The sequence below is a fragment of the Staphylococcus sp. GDY8P94P genome (assembly GCF_017892255.1).
In the GTDB taxonomy this organism is placed as follows: Bacteria; Bacillota; Bacilli; order Staphylococcales; family Staphylococcaceae; genus Staphylococcus; species Staphylococcus cohnii.
In genome coordinates this window covers 23,805-40,767 of the sequence record NZ_JAESKU010000001.1, presented here as the reverse complement: position 1 = coordinate 40,767, position 16,963 = coordinate 23,805, and the positions used below count along the sequence as shown (strand labels likewise).

Annotated in this window: 16 protein-coding genes; 10 read left to right on the top strand and 6 right to left on the bottom strand. The window is 31.6% G+C overall.

Annotated features, from left to right (window positions below; all coding sequences use genetic code 11):
• Window positions 1–373 precede the first annotated feature (373 nt).
• On the bottom strand, window positions 374–547 hold the full coding sequence (locus KA926_RS00185) for a DUF2197 domain-containing protein (protein ID WP_107384369.1): 174 nt from the start codon (window positions 545–547) through the stop codon (window positions 374–376).
• Window positions 548–1,030 carry a hypothetical protein gene (locus tag KA926_RS00180; RefSeq protein WP_107384370.1) on the bottom strand — a complete coding sequence of 161 codons (483 nt, stop codon included), beginning with the start codon at window positions 1,028–1,030 and terminating at the stop codon, window positions 548–550.
• Window positions 1,031–1,374: 344 nt separating this feature from the next.
• Between KA926_RS00180 and KA926_RS00175 the strand changes: the two genes are divergently transcribed.
• From KA926_RS00175 to KA926_RS00165, 3 genes are all read left to right on the top strand, one after another.
• Window positions 1,375–1,650, top strand: a complete 276-nt coding sequence (locus KA926_RS00175; RefSeq protein ID WP_019469266.1) for an Fpa/YlaN family protein — start codon at window positions 1,375–1,377, stop codon at window positions 1,648–1,650.
• Between the two features lie 358 nt (window positions 1,651–2,008).
• Window positions 2,009–3,244: a cell division peptidoglycan polymerase FtsW gene (gene ftsW, locus KA926_RS00170; RefSeq protein WP_192946801.1), complete on the top strand. Its 1,236-nt coding sequence runs from the start codon at window positions 2,009–2,011 to the stop codon at window positions 3,242–3,244.
• Window positions 3,245–3,611: 367 nt separating this feature from the next.
• Window positions 3,612–7,067: a pyruvate carboxylase gene (locus KA926_RS00165; RefSeq protein WP_210143397.1), complete on the top strand. Its 3,456-nt coding sequence runs from the start codon at window positions 3,612–3,614 to the stop codon at window positions 7,065–7,067.
• 62 nt (window positions 7,068–7,129) lie between these two features.
• Here the strand turns inward: KA926_RS00165 and KA926_RS00160 are convergent, their stop codons facing one another.
• Complete coding sequence (locus tag KA926_RS00160) at window positions 7,130–8,038, bottom strand: COX15/CtaA family protein (protein WP_192946799.1); 909 nt, start codon at window positions 8,036–8,038, stop codon at window positions 7,130–7,132.
• Between the two features lie 279 nt (window positions 8,039–8,317).
• On the opposite strand from KA926_RS00160, the gene cyoE reads away from it, so the two are divergent.
• Window positions 8,318–9,229, top strand: a complete 912-nt coding sequence (gene cyoE / locus KA926_RS00155; protein ID WP_107505424.1) for a heme o synthase — start codon at window positions 8,318–8,320, stop codon at window positions 9,227–9,229.
• Between the two features lie 24 nt (window positions 9,230–9,253).
• Window positions 9,254–9,730 carry a DUF420 domain-containing protein gene (locus KA926_RS00150; protein ID WP_107384374.1) on the top strand — a complete coding sequence of 159 codons (477 nt, stop codon included), beginning with the start codon at window positions 9,254–9,256 and terminating at the stop codon, window positions 9,728–9,730.
• Between the two features lie 202 nt (window positions 9,731–9,932).
• Here KA926_RS00150 and KA926_RS00145 read toward each other — a convergent pair whose 3' ends face one another.
• Window positions 9,933–12,188 (bottom strand): ATP-binding cassette domain-containing protein, encoded by a 2,256-nt coding sequence (locus KA926_RS00145; RefSeq protein WP_210143396.1) that lies wholly within the window; start codon window positions 12,186–12,188, stop codon window positions 9,933–9,935.
• A gap of 180 nt (window positions 12,189–12,368) precedes the next feature.
• On the opposite strand from KA926_RS00145, the gene KA926_RS00140 reads away from it, so the two are divergent.
• Window positions 12,369–13,418 (top strand): CAP-associated domain-containing protein, encoded by a 1,050-nt coding sequence (locus KA926_RS00140; protein ID WP_192946797.1) that lies wholly within the window; start codon window positions 12,369–12,371, stop codon window positions 13,416–13,418.
• Window positions 13,419–13,429: 11 nt separating this feature from the next.
• Entirely contained in the window at window positions 13,430–13,864 is a 435-nt protein-coding gene (locus KA926_RS00135; protein WP_192946796.1) for a YlbF/YmcA family competence regulator, read from the top strand.
• Between the two features lie 69 nt (window positions 13,865–13,933).
• On the opposite strand, the gene KA926_RS00130 is transcribed toward KA926_RS00135, so the two are convergent.
• Window positions 13,934–14,860: a glycerophosphodiester phosphodiesterase family protein gene (locus KA926_RS00130; protein WP_192946795.1), complete on the bottom strand. Its 927-nt coding sequence runs from the start codon at window positions 14,858–14,860 to the stop codon at window positions 13,934–13,936.
• 131 nt (window positions 14,861–14,991) lie between these two features.
• On the opposite strand from KA926_RS00130, the gene KA926_RS00125 reads away from it, so the two are divergent.
• The gene (locus KA926_RS00125) at window positions 14,992–15,243 is read left to right on the top strand and encodes a YlbG family protein (RefSeq protein ID WP_210143395.1); all 252 of its coding nucleotides are present in this window, start codon (window positions 14,992–14,994) and stop codon (window positions 15,241–15,243) included.
• A gap of 94 nt (window positions 15,244–15,337) precedes the next feature.
• Here the strand turns inward: KA926_RS00125 and KA926_RS00120 are convergent, their stop codons facing one another.
• The gene (locus tag KA926_RS00120; RefSeq protein ID WP_192946794.1) at window positions 15,338–15,727 is read right to left on the bottom strand and encodes a DUF7147 family protein; all 390 of its coding nucleotides are present in this window, start codon (window positions 15,725–15,727) and stop codon (window positions 15,338–15,340) included.
• Between the two features lie 65 nt (window positions 15,728–15,792).
• On the opposite strand from KA926_RS00120, the gene rsmD reads away from it, so the two are divergent.
• On the top strand, window positions 15,793–16,335 hold the full coding sequence (rsmD, locus tag KA926_RS00115) for a 16S rRNA (guanine(966)-N(2))-methyltransferase RsmD (RefSeq protein WP_107384381.1): 543 nt from the start codon (window positions 15,793–15,795) through the stop codon (window positions 16,333–16,335).
• 1 nt (window position 16,336) lies between these two features.
• Window positions 16,337–16,822: a pantetheine-phosphate adenylyltransferase gene (coaD, locus tag KA926_RS00110; protein WP_019469279.1), complete on the top strand. Its 486-nt coding sequence runs from the start codon at window positions 16,337–16,339 to the stop codon at window positions 16,820–16,822.
• Window positions 16,823–16,963: the final 141 nt, after the last annotated feature.

Sequence of the window (16,963 nt, the reverse complement as noted above, 5' to 3'; positions counted from 1 at the left end):
GAAAAATTGATTTAATTGCATTTATTAAAGTGTAAGTAAATACTTTAATTGTGTGGTGAATGCCTAGAAAATGATCAATGAAATTTAAAATAATTTTCATTGATAAACGTTAGCATGTATATTTGCGTTTACATGCTAAGTTTTGTTTCGCATCAAGAAAGTTAACTAAAAGGAAACGTTGATATAAAAACCATGAAAGTTTCAAATTAATAGAAACTTTCATGGAATAAATTTTTAGAATTAAACGCTCAGTTTAATTTGTAATATTAACAATCATTGACAAACATCATATACTTCTTTCAACGATTACTAATATTATGATGACATGCCTTAATTTTTCGGTTAAAACAACATTAAGTTTATAAGAAATATGTTATCGATGGTCGAAAGTGCTTTCTTGTTTTCGTTGTTTTGGTGTATCTAGACGACTTTTACATTCGTCGCACATAAAAGTGTGCATTGGATCATTTCTTAATCTTTTAGCTTCTAATGTATTTTGATCAATGAATACTTCAGTATCACAGATAATACATTGCACTTTTATCATTTAAATCACCTCGATATGAGTAACATACTTGAACTCATATGAATAACCTTGTTCTGGTATATAGACAAAACTATCAACGAAGTTATCGTCATAAAGTCTTTTGCCATCACGAGCAAATTGGAAGAAAAGATATGGTAGTAGGTCTATTGGTACTTCTATAGAATCTTTATCATTAAACAGTCGTATTGCTTTTGCATGATCATGTGGTTCAGCATTTTTGAAAAATGGTGACATATTAATTACAAATGAATCTTTCAAAACTGCTCTTTTTCGATATTTAATTTCTGAATTTAGTGTTGGAGGATTTGTTTGTCCTTCTAAGATTGCACGATTCCATTCGCGGTTGTCATTGAAATTGATTGGTTTAGTGCCATCAAATACACCATTCTCTAAATCTTCTAATTTAACTTTTCTATCATCAAATATCCAAGTAGTACTATCTAAAGTAATTGGAAATTTAACTTCGCCCTTAATTTGAATCATAATCCCACTCCTAATATATTTTAAAAATTTTAAATAAAACGATTCGACAACAAGTTCAGTCGTTACGATAATTGACATTTTTGTGAATTTGAACATAATTAAATAGTTTGTATCATTGAAGATGTATCATAAAATTAAAAATAACTAATTGTTTGAACGCTCATATCACAATGATTTGTGTAGTTCGTTTTATTAATTGTATATGTAACTAAAATAAATATATCACTAATTCCAATATTATCATAAATAACTAGCCTTAGTATATTACTGAATTCACTTGCTTTTTCTGTATCAGTAAGATAAACTTTTACATATAAAGTTACAATTGATAGGGGGAGTATGTCATGGTAAAGGGCCAAAAATTAAACAGTGCGGCATATGACCAATTAAATAAAGATGCAGACAGGATTCTTCAATTGATTAAAGTTCAAATGGATAATCTTACATTACCTCAATGCCCATTGTATGAAGAAGTTCTTGATACACAAATGTTTGGTTTACAAAAAGAAGTTGATTTTGCTGTTGAACTAGGCTTAGTGGATAGAGAAGCGGGCAAAGATTTAATGCTTCGTTTAGAAAAAGAATTGTCTAAATTACACGAAGCATTTACAAACGTTTAATTGGATTCGCTAATTTTGAATAGTATGAATTTATTTTTACTAAATAAAATGATATAAAACGAATTAAAGTAGTTAAAAAACTACATAAGATATTTAAAGTGGCTAAGATGTCAATATTATATTGATTGTATCGTAGCCACTTTTTTGTTGGATAATAAATGATGTTACGGTTTGATAATGATTGAACAACAAATTATATTTGTTCGAAAAATGAATACATTTTTTGATATACTATTAAAGGTACAATGAAATTTTAAAAACAATTTCAGTATTTGGAATAACGAAAATGATTGAAACTTTTATTAAAAAATGATTAATATGTAAAGAATATATAAAATAGAATTGGATGATATGTCGAATGAATAACATAAAGAAATTTTTTCAGTATATTAGCAAGAATGCTAAATATATTGACTATCCGTTAGTAATTACATATTTGTTGTTGTGTCTCATTGGCTTAGTCATGGTATATAGTGCAAGTATGGTTGCAGCCACTAAAGGTTCTTTAACAGGTGGTGTACCAGTAACAGGAACATATTTTTATACTAGGCAATTAATGTACGTAATTATGAGTATCATTCTTGTTTTTTTTATGGCATTCGTGATGAATGTGAAGTTACTAGAAACGATTAAGTTTCAAAAATGGATGATGCTTGGCATTATCTTATTGTTAATAGCAACCCTCTTAGTAGGAAGTAATATTAACGGTTCGAAAAGTTGGATTAATTTAGGTTTTATGAATTTACAAGCATCAGAATTATTGAAAATTGCCTTGATATTATATATTCCATATATGATTGAAAAGAAAAGGCCAAAAGTATTTAAAAATCCTAAGCTCATGACTTCTCCAATTATTTTATCTGCTATTTGTATCGGCCTTGTATTTTTACAACGCGATGTTGGTCAAACATTATTGATTTTAATAATTTTTTTCTCAATCTTATTTTATGCAGGCATTGGAGTTCAAAAATCGCTAAAATATGGGTTAATGATACTCACAGGTATTGTAATCATTGGTGGCTTGTTTTTACTGATAGGACTGGTGCCAGATTATTTAACTGCCAGATTTAGTACGCTGACAGATCCATTCAGCAATGAAGGTGGCACAGGTTACCATATTTCTAATTCATTAATTGCAATTGGTAATGGCGGTTTGTTAGGCCGTGGTTTGGGAAACAGTATTATGAAGTTAGGCTACTTGCCTGAACCACATACCGACTTTATATTCTCTATTATTTGTGAGGAACTTGGACTTGTTGGAGGACTAATTGTCATTTGCTTATTATTCTTTATTGTATATAGAGCATTTGAACTTGCGAGTAAGACGAGTTCATACTTTTATAAACTAGTTTGTGTAGGTGTTGCTAGCTATATAGGTAGTCAAACATTTGTCAATTTAGGTGGTATTTCAGGTACGATTCCTTTAACTGGTGTTCCATTACCATTTATTAGCTTTGGTGGGTCGTCAATGATCAGTCTAAGTATTGCAATGGGGTTATTATTAATTACCGCTAAACAAATTAAAGTCGATGAATCGAAAAAAAGACAACAGCGTAAACATACGCACCATTTTAGTGTTCCTAAAAATAGTTAATATGCGCAAAATAAGCAAACGATTCAACATGTTGATGTTGAAAACGTTTGCTTATTTTTTTAACGATATCATTTACTTTTGAAAAACTTAGCAAATACAGTGCTTTTAATAAGTTAAAGTTATCAATAATGATAACTTTGTATTATGTTATTTTTATGATATAATCTCTTTTAAATACGATAGGTATCAAATTTTAAGTACTCATTGTAATAAAAAAGATAGTATTATGGTAAAAATATAAGCACTAGTTATATTGTAATTTTAAATAATGTGAAAACTATTTTACTGTATACATAGTTCGTATTTTGCTATAATCAATTTTATATCCAACTTTTTAGAAAATTCAAAATTTAAGGGGGACCATGATTTGAAACAAATTAATAAACTTATGGTAGCCAATCGTGGAGAAATAGCAATAAGGATTTTTAGGGCTGCAACAGAATTAAATGTTAAAACGGTTGCGATTTATTCAAATGAAGATAAAGGATCATTACATAGATATAAAGCTGATGAGTCATATTTAGTTGGGAAAGATTTAGGACCAGCAGAATCATATTTGGATATAGAGCGCATCTTGGATGTTGCGAAACGTGCAGGAGTGGACGCAATTCATCCTGGTTATGGATTTTTAAGCGAAAATGAAACTTTTGCCAAACGTTGCCAAGAAGAGGGGATTAAGTTTATCGGACCACGTGTCGAACATTTAGACATGTTTGGTGATAAAGTTAAGGCAAGAACTACAGCAATTAATACTGATTTAAGAGTTATTCCTGGTACAGATGGACCAATTGATAATCAATCCGATGCAATTGCTTTTGCAAATGAAGCAGGCTATCCTTTGATGATTAAAGCTACAAGTGGTGGCGGTGGAAAGGGCATGCGTATTGTGCGTTCCGAAGATGAATTAGAGGAAGCATTCCACAGAGCAAAATCTGAAGCGCAAAAATCTTTTGGTAATAGTGAGGTTTATATTGAAAAATATATAGATAATCCAAAGCACATTGAAGTACAAGTCATTGGTGATGAACATGGTAACATTGTTCATTTATATGAACGTGATTGTTCTGTTCAAAGACGTCATCAAAAAGTTGTTGAAGTTGCGCCATCTGTTGCACTTACTGATGATTTGAGAGAACGTATATGTGACGCTGCGATTCAATTAATGGAGAAAATTGAGTATGTAAATGCTGGCACAGTTGAATTTTTAGTATCTGGAGACGATTTTTATTTCATAGAAGTCAACCCACGTGTACAAGTTGAGCATACGATCTCTGAGATGGTGACTGGCGTAGATATCGTTAAAACTCAAATTCTTGTAGCTGATGGTGAAAAGCTATTTGATCATGAAATTGGCATGCCACAACAAAAAGATATTCAAACATTAGGTTATGCAATTCAATGTCGTATTACAACTGAAGATCCAACAAATGACTTTATGCCAGATACTGGTAGAATTATAGCTTATCGTTCAAGCGGTGGCTTCGGAGTCAGACTTGACGCTGGTGATGGTTTCCAAGGTGCTGAAATTTCACCGTATTATGATTCATTACTTGTAAAATTATCTACACATGGTATGACATTTAAACAAGCAAATGAAAAAATGGACCGTTCATTACAAGAAATGCGTATTCGTGGTGTGAAAACAAATGTGCCATTTTTAATTAATGTTATGAGAAATACACAATTTAAGACTGGCGACTACACAACTAAGTTTATCGAAAGTACGCCAGAATTATTTGATATTGAGCCTACATTAGATAGAGGTACGAAAACGTTAGAGTATATTGGTAATGTATCTATCAATGGTTTTCCTAACGTAGAAAAAAGACCGAAACCAATTTATGAAACGTCACCAATTCCTCAGGTTCCAAAAAAGGTTGTTGAAAAATTTGAAGGTACGAAGCAGTTATTAGATCATAAAGGACCACAAGCAGTTGCAGAATGGTTGAAACAGCAAGAGGATGTATTAATTACAGATACTACTTTCAGAGATGCACATCAATCATTGTTGGCTACACGCGTACGAACTAAAGATATGATGAATATTGCTTCTAAAACAGCTGATGTAATGAAAGATAGTTTTTCATTAGAAATGTGGGGCGGTGCAACATTTGATGTTGCTTACAACTTCTTAAAGGAAAATCCATGGGAAAGACTTGAAAGATTGAGAAAAGCCATTCCAAATGTTTTATTCCAAATGCTATTACGTGCGTCTAACGCTGTTGGTTATAAAAATTATCCAGATAATGTCATTAAAAAATTTGTGAAAGAAAGTGCTGATGCAGGTATAGATGTCTTCCGTATTTTTGATTCATTAAACTGGATAGATCAAATGAAAGTAGCAAATGAAGCAGTTCAAGAAGCAGGTAAGATTTCAGAGGGCGCTATTTGCTATACAGGAGATTTTTTAAACGCAAATCGTTCTGATATTTACACGTTAGATTATTATGTAAATATGGCAAAAACACTTGAATCAGAAGGATTCCATATATTAGCTATTAAAGATATGGCTGGTTTATTAAAACCGAAAGCAGCTTACGAATTAATCGGTGAGTTAAAAGCAGCAGTTGACTTACCAATTCATTTACACACACATGACACGAGTGGAAATGGACTATTAACTTATAAAGAAGCTATTGATGCAGGCGTAGATGTTATTGATACTGCAGTTGCATCAATGAGTGGTTTAACAAGTCAACCAAGTGCTAATTCATTGTATTATGCACTGAATGGTTATGGTAGAAGCATGCGTACAGACATTGATGGAATGGAAGAATTATCACATTATTGGGGTACTGTCCGTCAATACTATAGCGATTTCGAAAGCGATATTAAGTCACCTAACACAGAAATTTATCAGCATGAAATGCCAGGTGGACAATATTCTAATTTACGTCAACAAGCGAAAAGTTTAGGCTTAGGCAACAGATTTAATGAAGTCAAAGATATGTATAAGCGTGTTAATTTCTTATTCGGTGATATTGTTAAAGTGACACCTTCATCAAAAGTTGTTGGCGATATGGCCTTATACATGGTTCAAAATGATTTAGATGAGCAATCCGTAATAAATGATGGACATAAATTAGATTTCCCTGAATCAGTAGTATCATTCTTTAAAGGAGAAATTGGTCAGCCAGTTAATGGCTTCAATAAAGACCTACAAAAGGTAATATTGAAAGGTCAAACACCATTAACTGAACGGCCAGGGGAGTATTTAAAGCCAGTTGATTTCGAAACAGTAAGACAAGAATTAGAGGAAAAACAACAAAAAGAAGTCACTGAACAAGATGTCATCAGTTATGTGCTATATCCAAAAGTGTATGAACAATTTATTGCAACTCAAGAACAATTTGGCAATGTATCACTTTTAGATACACCAACATTTTTCTTTGGCATGAGAGCAAATGAGACTGTAGAAATAGAAATTGATACAGGAAAACGATTGATTATTACACTTAAAACGATTACAGAACCTGATGAAAAAGGTGTACGTACAATATTTTATGATATGAATGGTCAAGCAAGACGTATCTTCATACAAGATGAAAATGTTAAAGCCAATGCAAGTGTTAAACCAAAAGCGGATAAACTAAATCCAAATCACATTGGTGCACAAATGCCTGGATCAGTTACAGAAGTTAAAATTGCTGAGGGTGAATCCGTGACGAGTGGACAAGCATTATTGATCACTGAAGCTATGAAGATGGAAACAACGATTCAAGCACCGTTTGATGGTGTCGTCAGAAAAGTAACAGTACAAAATGGCGATGCGATTGAAACAGGTGACCTATTAATAGAAATTGAAAAAGAACAAGAAGATTAAACTAAAAATGGCTGTGATACGGTTAATGTATCACAGCCATTTTATATGTTAATTAAAGTGGATTATCCACCACTTCGTATAGTTCTTAGCATCAATACAATAAAGTATGCAATCAATCCAAACAATATTGTTATGAATAATGCGTGTAATAGAGCGATTAATAAATTCACTTCAGTAATAATAGATAAAGCACCTGTTATCATTTGTAAAATTATTAAAATAAATGCAGCGGTATAGCCGAAACGAATTGTTCGATTTTCTTTGTAATTATTAATTGCATGAACAAACGTGATTAAAATCCAAATAAATGCGATTAAAGCCATACCTCTGTGAGTGAAGTTTACCCAATCTTGAACGTTATGAGGTATTAAATCATTAAACGGAAGCGGCCATTGACCATAAGCTAAACTTGCTTCTTTATGTCTGACTAATGCACCAGTATATATCGTTAAGTATACAATGATTGCCATAATCCATGTATAAATTCTAAGCGGCTTACGAATAAATAATTCATCAGCTTCGTATTTACGATCTACTTCAAAGATAATTAAAGTTAAAACAAATACTGAAGAAAATGAAATTAATGAAATACCAAAATGTAACGCCAAAACATAATCGTTTTGTTGCCACATTACTGCTGCTGCACCAACAAGTGCTTGCAATAATAGGAAACCAATACTAATCATGCATAACGGTTTAACTTCTTTGATATAACCAATGTGTTTCCAAGCAACAATCACTAGCCATAAAACAAGAATTAAAGATAGACCTGATACTGCACGATGACTTAATTCAATTATTGTTTGTATAGGCAAATTTTGAGGTAAAAAAGCACCATGACACAATGGCCAGTCAGAGCCGCAACCATCAGCTGAACCAGTTTTAGTAACCAACGCGCCTCCTAGCTGTACAAATGCCATTATTATCGCTGCCAATACAGATAACCATTTCAGGTTTTTTTTGTTAAACAAGAATTAACCCCCCACAAATAAATAAAACAGATATGAGTAATGATTCAGCTACAATGATACCAATCATTTATAGTTTAAACCATAGACTCTTTACATTTACTTTTTTATTTTTAAATAAAACTTAACTATTATTATAACAAGAAATACGCTTCTAATTGTGTCACAAAAATGACTATTTGTGAATGTCGATAAAGTGTCACAAATAACTTTGTATAAATGTAGTCAATCACCGTAAATTGATATATCATTGTATTATATGGAAAAATTAGGAGGGAAATTATGAACAAAGAACAAACTTTGTCGCATAATTCTAGTCGTGTAACGTTTAAAGAGTTACAACAAATTATTAAAATGGGACTAGTTCAGGGCAATTTAATTCCGGCATTTGCTGGTTCATGGCTTGCAATTGTGTTGGCAAATCATTCCTTCCTCTCGTCAATACCACAGATTTTAATGATGTTGGTAGGTTCGACATTAATTATGGGGGGCGCATGCGCTTTAAATAATTACTATGATCAAGATATTGACAGTATCATGCCAAGTAAACAGCAAAGACCTTCAGTTAATGGAAAAATTTCAAATAGAAATTTATTATTACTTAGTTTTGGAATGATGCTCGTAGGGGAAGCATTATTATTTGCTTTAAATATACCATCTGGTGTAATAGGATTGTTAGGTATTGTTGGATATGTGTCATTTTATTCAATTTGGTCTAAACGTCATACAGTTTGGAATACAGTGATTGGGAGTTTTCCTGGTGCTGTGCCACCGTTAATAGGTTGGACAGCTATTGAAGGCAATATTAGTATGGTTGCTGTAGCGCTTTTCTTAGTAATATTTTGTTGGCAACCAGTACATTTTTATGCATTGGCAATAAAGCGTAAAGATGAATATAGTTTGGCAAATATTCCAATGTTACCTTCTGTTAAAGGTTTCAAACGCACGAGAGTGAGTATGTTTATCTGGCTAGTATTGTTATTACCACTACCATTATTATTGAGTGATCTTGGTACAACATTTATCATATTAGCTACATTATTAAATTTAGGCTGGTTATATTTAGGTTTAACGAGTTTTAAAAAAGATTCAGATCAAACAAAATGGGCAACAAAAATGTTTATTTACTCTTTAAACTATTTAGTAGTTTTCTTCGTACTCGTTGTTGTTGTTTCATTGATTAAAATGTTCTAATAAATATTAATAAGGATGGAATATATGAATTTACCAATCTTACCTACAATTAGTACAACATGTATAGTGATAAGCGCAATCCTTATTGCAATAGGATGGCGTAAAATATGGAAAAGAGAAATCGAAAGTCATAAAAAATTTATGTTACTTGCTGCTATATTTGCGCTAACTTTCTTTATTATTTATGCTTCGAGAACGATATTTATTGGTAATACTGCTTTTGGTGGCCCAGATTCAATTAAGATTTATTATACAATCTTCTTAATTTTTCATATCAATTTAGCTACCATCGGTGGTCTGCTAGGACTTTTCCAAATCATCACTGCGTTCAAAGACAAATTTAAACTTCATAGATTTGTAGGACCAATTGCATCAATTGTTTGGTTTTGTACTGCTATCACAGGAGTGATGGTTTATGTATTGCTCTATGTATTATATCCAGGCGGAGAAACAACATCATTGTTGAAAGCAACTTTCGGTTTTATAAATATACTTAGTTAAAGTATTGATGGACTAAGCCGAAATAATCATTATATCTAAAAATAACCTGAGACACTGCAGTGTCTCAGGTTATTTTTATTTTAAAGTTGCAGTTGTAGATGTTATCTGTTTAAGTGGTAGATTCTTTTTATAATTTTTGTAACTCAAGATTTGCGTGTGGTTTCATTCAAATGATTTAAATGAAAATTTTTAAAAAAGCGACTTAAGATAAATACCTTTTTAAGTGTTTAGCCGTAACAGAAGCAGTGGTTGCTAATAGACCATCTGGATTTCCTTGGTAAAGTAATTTACCACCTTTGTTTCCAGCATATGGCCCTATATCAATAATCCAGTCTGCATTTGTCATCATCGTTAAATTATGTTCAATGATAATTACTGTGTTACCTTGGTCAATTAAATTATCAAAACAAGTTAAAATGATAGGTATATCATCTTCATGTAAGCCAGTAGTAGGCTCATCAAATACAAAAATGTGATTACTCACAACGTGTGTCAAATATTTACTGAGTTTAACACGTTGTATTTCTCCACCAGATAATGTATCAAGTGTTTGTCCTAAATTCATATAATTTAAACCTGTTGCTTTTAGTGATTGCAAAGGCTGTGCAATAGATTGATTTGCATTAAAAAAGTCTAAAGCTTCATCCACTGTTAAGTTCAATATATCTGCTATAGAATAGCCTGAGATAGTTGCATTTAAAACTTCAGGTTTATATCTTTTACCACCACAAACATTACAAATTTGGGTGAAGTCTGGCATAAATGCAAGCTCCGTTTTTAGCACGCCTTTTCCATGACACTCAGGACAGGCGCCTTCAGAGTTGTAACTGAATAATGACTTCTTCAATCCTGTATTTTTACTGAAATAAGTACGAACATCATCAAATATATCTAGGTATGTTAACAAATGAGAACGACTTGAAGCGTGTACGGGCTTTTGATCGATAATAATAGCGTCTCCATCGTTTTGTAAGCCACCATGTATAAGTGTGCTCTTGCCAGAACCAGCAACACCAGTTACAACGGTCATTGCATGTTTAGGAATACGAACTGAAATATCTTTTAAATTATTTTGCGTCATATGATTTAAGTCAATAAACGCATCTGTTTGTCTTATGGATGATTTCAATTTATGTTTTTTCTTTAATGCTTTTCCAGTACTGGAATTTGATGATAATAAATCAGAATAGTTACCAGTGAAAACAATTTCACCACCATTTTTCCCAGCATAGGGCCCTAAATCTATGATGTGATCTGCAATTTTGATAACGTCAGGGTCATGTTCTACTACTAGAACTGTGTTACCTTTATTTTTTAAAGATTGAATGATTTCATTTATTTTTTGAATATCCTCAGGATGTAGCCCGATACTCGGTTCATCTATGATATATACTAAATCACTTAAAGGGCTATTTAGATGCCTGATAAGTTTAATACGTTGAGATTCTCCACCAGACAGCGTTTTTGTTTCACGATCTAAAGTGAGATAATTAAGTCCAATATAACTAAGAGATTCTAATTGCCTTAACAAAGGGCTAATTATAAATTGTGCTTTGGTAGATTCTAATTTTTGAATGAAAGTCATTGCTTCATCAATAGATAAGTGCGTGAACTCAGCGATATCTAAGCCATTAATTTTGGATTGTAATACATTTTGATTTAATCTTTTACCACCACATGTTGGGCATTTTTTTGATGTCACAACTCTTTCAATATCATGTTTGAATTTATTTTTTTCAAAATTGTCATTTAATAAAAAAGAACGTCTAAATCGATGAATAAGTCCTTCGAATTTTGCAGTTTTTGGCCAGTTTTCTGGAGGGTTTTTCAATTTGGTAGGTTTTGTGTATAACAGTGTATCCAATTCTTTTTTATCATAATATTTCAATTTCTTGTCATTATCAAATAAACCAGAATATAAATAACGTTTACCACGCCAACTATCCGGTCTAAAAGAGGGAAAACGGATTGCATCTTCATTTAAAGATTTTTCAAAATCTAGCAGTTCTTCCAAGTTAATATCTTCTACGTATCCAAGGCCAGAACATGTTTCGCACATACCATTTGGATTATTAAAAGAAAAAATGTCAGAATATCCTACAAATGGTGTTCCGATACGGGACCATAATAAACGCACTGAAGCATAAATATCGGAAATTGTACCTACTGTAGACCGTGAATTACCACCTAACCTTTTTTGATTGATAATCATAGCTACTGGTAAATGTTCTATTAAATCTACATTTGCTTTACTAAATTGTTTTAATTGATTTTGTATATATGTAGAATATGTTTCGTTAAGTAAACGTTCAGATTCGGCAGCAATTGTATTAAAGACTAATGATGACTTACCTGAACCAGAACGACCAGTGAATACAGAAATTTTATGTTTTGGTATATCTAAAGAAATATCTTTTAAATTATTTTGTTTCGCACCATGTATACGAATGATTGACATATTTGTCACCCCTTCATTTATTTTATACCCAAAATTCTCTTGTATATTACGTCATGTACATATAATATATGATGAAAATGTAAAGGGTTTATTACAAATTAACAAATTTGAGGACATGCCTTGCTTGTATCTGTCATAAACATGTACAATGAACCAAAGAATAATGTAGGTGGATGAGCGATGAAGAAACTAATAATTAAAGTTATTGGTGTATTATTATTGATTTGTTTTATAATTTATCTATTTTACTCACCGCGTTTGAAATTTGATGTTTTAGAAAATCCTAATAAAGAAACTTCAAATACAACACAAAACAAAGATTTTCAAAACAAAAAAACAAATGTTGAAAATCCTAAACTTAAAAAAGGTGTGGGTACTTGGATTGGACAAGATTTACATAATTTAACTGATAATTATGGACAAGCAGATAGGGTCTATTCATATAAAGGCGGTTTTAAAAACTACGTATTTAAACAAAAAGATCAGTATTATCTTGTCACAACGAAAAAAAATAAAATTAAATCAGTTTATGCCACTGGTAAAAATGCTAACGTTAATCCAGTAGAAATTGGTGATAATGCAGCGCATGTTTTTGAAAAGTACAGTATCAATCCAGAGCCAACGATTAAAGCTAATGGAAAAGCTTATGAAATAGAACTTTCAGATTCAGATATGAAAACACAGACACTTATAAAATTCAATAATGTATACGCACAAGTATATATTGATCAACAAGCTAATGAAATCGTAGGTGTAAGATATTTAGATAGTGAAGCATTAATAGCATTCAAACCCTATCAAATGATTACTGCGCAAGAAGATAAAAAAGTGAAAAATAATTATAAAAAAATACCATATGAACAAAATGCAAATCAATTGATGACACTTTATGAAATAACTAATGAGATGCGCAAATTAAAAGATGCTAAGCCTTTAAAAATCAATAATGACGTAGCTCATATTGCATCATATAATTTGTACGAAGCAATTGATACTGATAGTGTGGAATTTACAGAAGATGCCTTGAAACAAAAGCTTAATGAACAAAATATTTCTTTTGTTTCTACTAGTCAAAATGTAGGATATGATTTTAACGAGGTACCAACTTTAATCCATAGTTGGTTAAACTCTGATATTCATAGATCAAGGATGTTAAACTCTAAATACAATGAAGTCGGCGGCGAAGTGTCAAACGGTTATTATACAATTATTTTCATTGAAGATAAGTAGGAGAGGATATAATGATAACAGAAGAAACTTTGAACATTCTTGATGATATTGAAGGTTTAAGTGATAAAATACTTGATTCACGACTATATCATTCATTTAAAATAGCAGAACAAAATTTACAAGAAAATGATGAAGCGCATTTACTATATCAAGCTTTTTTAAAATCAAAAGAGCAATATGATGAAATAATGAGATTTGGAAAATATCATCCAGATTATCAAAAAGTGATGTTAGAAACACGTAAACGAAAACGTGCATATGAAATGCTACCAGTAGTTATGGATTACAAACAAAAAGAAGTCGCATTACAAGATTTAATAGACGAGGTTATAGTGAAAATAGCTTATGCTGTATCTGAAAATGTAAAGATAGAAACAGGTAATCCGTTTTTCCAAAAAGATGCAAGTGGTTGTGCAACAGGTGGTTCTTGTAGCTGTTCCTTATAGCAAATCAGGGCTGTGTAATGTTAATTAATATAAAAGCTGGGCACTTGTAGTGACCCAGCTTTTATATAACTATTTATTTTGATAGGTGTTTTTAAATCGTTCTGCTAAATCAGGCCGATCAGTGACTATAGTATGCACCTCGTTTTTGGCTAAATCATTCATTAAATCTAGATTATTAATACCATAAAAACCAGGGACAATGTTACGTTCATTTAACCACTGTATAAATTTAGGTGAAGTCAATTTAATACCTTTAAACGTCACTGGCATTTGAAATGTATGTGCTTGTGGTTTAAATGTGTTACCTAAACCTGATTTGAATTTTAAGAAACCTTCTGCCACTTCGCTCTGACTCGCTCCAATAGCTATTGTGTAATTGCTTACTTTTTTGAACCTTTCAATTTGATCATTTTGAAAACTAGTAACTAAAACACGATTTTGCGCGTGGTTTTTAACAATGATATCATAAATGATTTTAGGTGCTAATTTACCTTGATCACTTTGTGAATCATCTTTAAGGTCAACATTTATAAGTGTGTTAGGATATAATTTTAATAATTCATCAAAAGTTAGTATTTTAGCGTCAGTGTGATTACGATAAGGTGTTAACCCGTTTAAATCCGCAAAATGATAACCTGCGTCTAATTGCTTTAATTCTGTTAAAGTATGTGTTGCTACTTTTCCTGAGCCGTTTGTCGTACGATCAACATCTGCATCATGAAAAACCACTAATTGTTGATCTTTAGTCAATCTCACATCAATTTCGAATCCGTCAATATGATGTGATAAAGCATTGTCAAATGCGAGTTTTGTCAGTTCAGGTTTCACTGCCATACCACCACGGTGTGCGAAGATATACGGTGCAGGCTTAGAGAAAAAAGGCGGGATCTCTAGATTCATAGGTTTGGCTTTATATTTTGAAAAGAAAATAACACTACCTACTAAACCAACCGTACCTAGAAATGCACCTTTTATTAATTTGTTAATTGTTGTCATGCGCAAATCCTCCTTGATTTGAGTATATACAGTAATATAGCAAATGTTAGCTATTGTTCAAAATAATTGTTATTTATTAATCGAATTAGACATGATATTATAAAGTGGCTAATAAATGGAGTGATAATTGTATGAATATTGTATCTAGAACAAGTTTAGTTATATATTTAAAACATATGAAACATGAACGCCAAATTAGAAAATTTGGGCATATTGTCAGTACGAATAAGCTACAACGCTATGTTATTATGTATATAAATGAAGAAGAAGCGGACACAATTGTAGATAAACTTATGAACTTAAAATATGTAAAACATATTGCAGGTTCTCCTTATAAATATCTTAAAAAGGAATATCTCAAAGAACAACATGAATTTTCTTGATTACTTGATTATATGATACTTAAATAAATTTTTAATTAACAAGCAAAGTCACTTTAGATTTAAATATAGCTACGTGACTTTGTTTTATTTACGATTATTGTAATGGTGGTATCCATCTTTGAAGTCGCAATACACTGATTAGATAATTGAAATAAATACGATTGGAATGAAAATGCTCAGGTGGTTGCACATCAATTTCTTTTACATCAATGTTGAAACGTGTTGCTTGTTCATTAATTAAATCGAATTTTTTGTTTGAATGAGGATATGGATATTTAACCGCATTTACCATAATATACATCGCTTGGAAATGTTTACCATGTGTTGGTTTCATAATAATCGCCACTGAAGATAATTGTTTATCAAAAGTAGGGGTGTGGAAATAAACGATATGCTCAATTCTTGCATGATTGTATTCAATAAGTGTTGTGAATTCAAATAAGTCTGTAAGGCCTTCGCCCAATTGTATAAATGCTTGTTTCATTTTGCCCCTCCTTTCATGCAGTATGTATTATATAAAAATAACTTAAAGAATGGAAGTGTTTCTCAATGAGAGTGATTTCTGGAATCCATAAAAGTAAACCATTAGAAAGTATGGAAGGCCGTAACACTCGGCCTACGATGGACAAAGTTAAGGAAGGTATTTTTAACAGCCTACATGAAGTATCAGGTATCGGGTTAGATTTATTTGCTGGAAGTGGTGCTTTGGGTATTGAAGCATTGTCTCGGGGAATGGAAAAAGTAATTTTTGTAGATCAAAATTTTAAAGCAATAAAAATCATCAAAGCAAACCTTCAACATTTAAACATCTCCGACCAAGCAGAAGTATATAAAAATAATGCAGATAGAGCCCTTAAAGCACTTTCAAAAAGAGCGATGCAATTTGATGTTATATTTTTAGACCCACCTTATGATAAAGGATTAATTGATGAAGCACTGGACGGAATTATAAAGTTTAATTTATTAAAAGAAAATGGTATTATCGTTTGTGAGTTCAATCATAAAGAAGAGATTGATACAAAATCATTTCATGTGATTAAAAGATATCATTATGGATTAACAGACACTTTGTTATTAGAAAAAGGAGATTAAAATGTCTACAACTAAAGCAGTGATTCCAGGAAGTTTTGATCCAATTACATATGGTCATATTGACATCATTGATAGGAGTGCCGATCGTTTCGATGAATTGCATATTTGTGTTTTAAAAAATAACAACAAGTCGGGGACCTTTTCAGTTGATGAGCGCATTGAATTAATAGAAGCATCTGTAAAACACCTTGATAATGTTACAGTACATCATTTTAATGGATTACTTGTAGATTTTTGTGATGAAATTGGTGCGCAAACAATTATTAGAGGATTAAGAGCTGTAAGTGATTTTGAATACGAATTGAGATTGACTTCAATGAACAAAAAGTTAAATAGTAATGTAGAAACTATGTACATGATGACAAGTACAAATTATTCCTTTATTAGTTCGAGTGTAGTGAAAGAAGTGGCTGCATATAAAGCTAATGTATCAGATTTTGTACCAGAACATGTTGAAAAAGCGTTGAATGAAAAATTCAAGAAATGATAAAGAACCACTTCCCAACTTGTTGGGTTAGTGGTTCTTATGCATGAGCTAAAGTACAGGTAATCCTTAATATCACTTCCCACCTTGTTGGGTTAGTGGTTCTAATGCATGAGCTAAAGCTCAGGTAATCCTTAATATCAC